Source organism: Novipirellula sp., assembly GCF_041583735.1.
Taxonomy (GTDB): domain Bacteria; phylum Planctomycetota; class Planctomycetia; order Pirellulales; family Pirellulaceae; genus Novipirellula.
The window spans coordinates 1-4422 of record NZ_JBFHFD010000700.1 but is presented as its reverse complement, the minus strand read 5'-3'; the positions used below and the strand labels follow the sequence as shown (position 1 = coordinate 4422).

The following is a 4422-nucleotide window of genomic DNA, read 5'->3' as shown; positions in this document are numbered from 1 at the left end:
GATCGTGACGCCTTGTACCGCTACTTGGACGAGGCCCGATTTGGCTTTGAACGCGATTTGGTGGGCTTGGGGGCGGTCGATCTCACGGGCAACGAGGCATCCGAAACACAAAAAACGGGGAACGTGCAAACCGCCGCTGCCCCGGCGGTGCCGCAAGTCGGTGTGTTGCCGTTGATGCAGCAGCCCGACGTCTATTTGAACCATGTTGTTGCGTTTGCCGGTCGTCCTGCGCGTGTCGAGCGACATACGGCGACCTCCAATGAATATCAGATTGCCCACTATTGGCACCTTTGGCTGCGGCCGGTCGACGGCGCCGATCGCCCCCTCTTGGCCGTCGTCGACGAGGTTCCCGAGTCGATTGCAAATTGGGCCTCCGAGAATGCGGGGACCGAAAAAACGGATACCGAGGAAGCCCCTGTGCTATGGATCACTGGCCGCTTTCTAAAGCGATTGGCGTATCGATCCAGTGTCGGAGCGGATTCCACGCCTGTGATTGTCGGACGGATTTTGACGTTGCCCCCCGGCGCCGAAACGGAATCCGCGTCGCAATCAAGTTCGCTGGTCTCTGACGATGGGGGCTCGCGTTCGCTGTGGGGGATGATCGTGTTTGCAGTGCTACTTGGCGTCGGATTGGCCGCGTTTGCGATGTGGCGGACCGCCGTGTCGGCAAGACAAAGCCGCGAATTGCGACATGCCAAGGAACGCCAACCTGCATCGTTTCTCGAACAATTGACACCGCGACATGGCGATCCATCTCAGCCAGCGGCGGATACAGACATCGAGTCGTCCCCACCAGAGAATCATAATGACACAGCCCACTGACAGAATTATTTTTCCAGCAGAGGCGTCGGTCACGCTGCGACCGGGCGGCTCGCGCCCTACCGCTACTAAACCAGGTGGCTCGCGCCGCACCGCTACCAACGTCGAGGACGCTACCCAAGTCGATCGCTTGAGAGCGTGGTTGTGGGTCTGGGGAATCGTAGGGGTGTTGTCCCTGGGACTGTTCCCTCGATCGCTCGACGCCCAGTCGGAACTGTTACAGGCAGCCGGTTTTGATTCGCCGCGAATCGAGCAGCTTTATCCTGCTGATGACGACGAGTCGATTGGCGAATTGGCGAAGCTGATTTACCGAATCAATCGGCTTAGTCGTAGCTCTATAGAGAAATCGCTCTCCACCGAAATCTCCAGCTCGCTCCGTGGGCCTGCGGTTGGGCTGGGGCAAGTTGTCGCAGTCGAGGGGGCGGTTGTGAAGGTTCAGTCGCTAAAAGTGCCAGCCCGATTGGTCGAGTTCTTGGAAATGCGACAACTCGATCTGGTGACCGTGGAAACGGGGAAACAGGATGAACGGAGTGCGGTCGAAGTGATTACGTCGGGGCTTCCCGCGGCGGTTCGCAGCGGTGACCGGATCGCTGGGTTAGGCGTTGTCATTGATGCGAAGCCAGACAGCGGAGGCGACGGCAACGTGGCCGATGCCATCGCGGCACTACCGCTGCAGTGGTTTCCGGCGAATCCCGAGAAGGTCGGTTGGCAGTTACTCGCCAAACAGGGCGTTAGCTTGGGCGAGCTTTCTGGGGTCGCCTCGCGCAACCGGCAACCGCTTTCCAGTGACGATACCGAACTGTTTTACTCGATGCTGGCCGCGGCGGATCGGATCGCGAAATTGCCCGCAGCCGAGCGTGTTGCAGCAAAACCGGTCGAGCCGATTGCGTTGCTGAAGACGCCTGAGGCGTTTACTGCGGAGTGGCTGCGGATGGAGGTCGAAGTCGTTCAGGTGACGCGAATTTCCGTGACCGAACCTGCCCGCATCAAGCAGTTGGGGGCAGATCATTATTATCAAGTCGATGCGATGGGCGACCTCGGTAATGTCAAAGTCCAGATTGATTCGGGGACTGATGCGGCGGGCGACAGCCCGTTGTTTCAGAACCGATATCCCATCTCGTTGGTGTTTAAGACGCTGCCGGCGTTTTTGCAAAACAAACTGCGGGCCGAGGGGAAAGCGGAGGCGATCGTGGCCGATTTGACGGTGCTCGTTGCCGCGGACGCGTTTTTCTTTCGCTTGTGGAGTTATCCGACGGCGTACATGCAGCGGTTCGGTGGCGGAAATCAGTTTGGACCGCTGTTGATCGGCGCCGATATGATCAATCGCGAACCGACCGAAGCGGACCCTGTCGGCGTGAGCATCTTTGGCTGGATCGCGGCGGTGGCGGTGGGGGTGGGAATGTTGGCAATCTTGGTTTGGAATGTCGTCACCGGACGGCGTGATCGCGAAGTGCAACGTCAACGCAAAGATCGCGAGGCGGACGAGTTGCGGTTGCCACAGTAGATCCACCCAGCTTCCGATCCACCGGGCTTCCGATCTACCGAGCCAATTTGTGTTTGATCGCCAGAAATCTAGCGAGCGTCTACTTGACCCACGGCTCGCTTGCGAGAGGATAACGCCTTAGAAAATCATCGAAATGAGAAAGCGATTTCCATTTTGCCCTCTCACACAACTTCCCAATATTTTCCCCGCGAGCGAAACAAATGCGCCGAGCAAAAATTACCGTCATCGGAGCCGGAAACGTCGGAGCCACCTGTGCTCATTGGTGTGCTGCTGCCGAGTTAGGTGACATCGTTCTGTTGGACATTCCCCAGACCGAAGACATGCCGCGTGGAAAAGCGCTGGACTTGATGCAAGCGTCGCCGATCATGGGATTCGATTCCAACATCGTTGGTACCACAAGCTATGATGACGCTGCCAATAGCGATGTCATCGTGGTGACGGCAGGTATTCCTCGAAAGCCAGGGATGAGTCGTGATGATTTGCTCAACACCAATGCAAAAATCATCACCTCGGTGGGCGAGCAGATTAAGGCCACCAGCCCCAATGCGGTTGTCATCGTCGTCAGCAATCCGCTGGACGCGATGGTGCAACAGATGTGGAAAGTCACCGGATTTGATAAGGCCAAAGTGGTTGGACAAGCGGGGGTTTTGGATACGGCTCGCTACCGTACCTTCTTGGCAATGGAGTTGGGCGTCAGCATCGAAGACATCAGCGCTCTGTTGATGGGCGGCCATGGCGACACGATGGTTCCGATCCCAAGCTGCACCAGCGTTGGCGGTATCCCCGTCACTCAGTTGATCGATCGCGCACGATTGGATGAAATCGTCGAACGCACTCGTAAGGGCGGAGCGGAAATTGTTTCGCTGTTGAAAACCGGCAGCGCCTATTACGCGCCGGCGGCTGCTTGTGCGCAAATGGTCGAAGCGGTCGTGCGTGACAAGAAGCGGGTTATCCCTTGTGCCGCACTGTGTGATTCCGAATACGGGGTCGGTGGCTACTACGTCGGTGTCCCCGTGGTGATGGGAAGCGGCGGAGTCGAAAAGATCATCGAACTCGATTTGACCGACTCCGAAAAAGCGGATTTCCAAAACAGCGTCGACGCGGTCAAAGGGTTGGTTGCAACGATGGAACAATTGCTATCGTCGTAACGGACCTTGCAAGTTCTTTCGCCGAAGCAACCGCTTCAGCGTTGACATCGGCGAGCGATTACGCGTAGGTTTATGACATCCATCAAACGCGTCTGTGTCGTTGGCTGAATTGATTTTTTGGCACGTGTTTTTCACCTGCCATTGAATCTTCAGAGAACCTTAGGCGGGGCCTTCCTCTAACATTCGGTTGGTTATGAGTCGTTATTTTTCTTCGGCAAATTGGGGGACATCCCAATCGAATGAAGCCCCTCACGACAACACACCAACTCAAGAATCTTTGGGGCCGCCCGAAGAAGAATCCGGTTTAAACTTTGCCGGTAACTCCGATAGCTTTCTTCAGGATTGCTCGTGGCACGATTCGGTGTCCGACGCGGATTTGGTTGACGGGTTCCCGAATCCATTTGACCAATTCAAGGGCGTCGGAGCGCGAACTGCGTTTTTCTTGCCACTGCATTACGAAGCCAATTATGCCTATCCGCTGCTGATTTGGCTGCATAACGATGGATTCAACGAGAACCAAGTCACGCAAGTGATGCCGCACATCAGTTTGCGGAATTATGTCGGCGTGGGCGTTCGCGCCAGCTGTGCGACCGACTCCTCCGGACATCGCTACGAATGGCGGACCCGTTCTGGCGCCATCCAGACCGCTTATGAAAACGTAATGCAAGCAATTGATGAGGCGAGCGAGCGTTTTTCGGTCAACGCATCACGGATCGTTTTAGCGGGTTACCAGAGTGGCGGCGCTATGGCGATGCGAATTGCACTTCGTGATCCGAAACGATTTGCGGGTGTCGTCTCTCTCGGCGGCCGGATGCCGAGCGGTTGTCGGGCGTTGTCCAATTTGTCGGAATTGCGCGAGCGGCGATTGCCAATGCTTTGGCAGTGGGCGACCGAAAACTCACGCTTTGATTCGTCCGAGCTCGACGAGGATATGCGTCGTGCCATGATGAT

General features: G+C 56.6%; 3 protein-coding genes and 1 pseudogene. All 4 read left to right on the top strand.

Going from position 1 to position 4422, the window contains the following annotated elements; translation table 11 throughout:
• Positions 1–822: pseudogene (locus ABX962_RS31255) on the top strand (hypothetical protein); the annotation flags it as partial.
• The gene (locus tag ABX962_RS31250; RefSeq protein WP_372725470.1) at positions 806–2323 is read left to right on the top strand and encodes a hypothetical protein; all 1518 of its coding nucleotides are present in this window, start codon (positions 806–808) and stop codon (positions 2321–2323) included. The pseudogene ABX962_RS31255 and the gene ABX962_RS31250, both read left to right, overlap by 17 nt.
• 200 nt (positions 2324–2523) lie before the next feature.
• Complete coding sequence (mdh, locus tag ABX962_RS31245; protein ID WP_345327033.1) at positions 2524–3471, top strand: malate dehydrogenase; 948 nt, start codon at positions 2524–2526, stop codon at positions 3469–3471.
• A 193-nt stretch (positions 3472–3664) separates the two neighbouring features.
• Positions 3665–4422 (top strand): alpha/beta hydrolase (locus tag ABX962_RS31240; protein WP_372725468.1); only part of this gene is annotated, 758 nt, incomplete at its 3' end.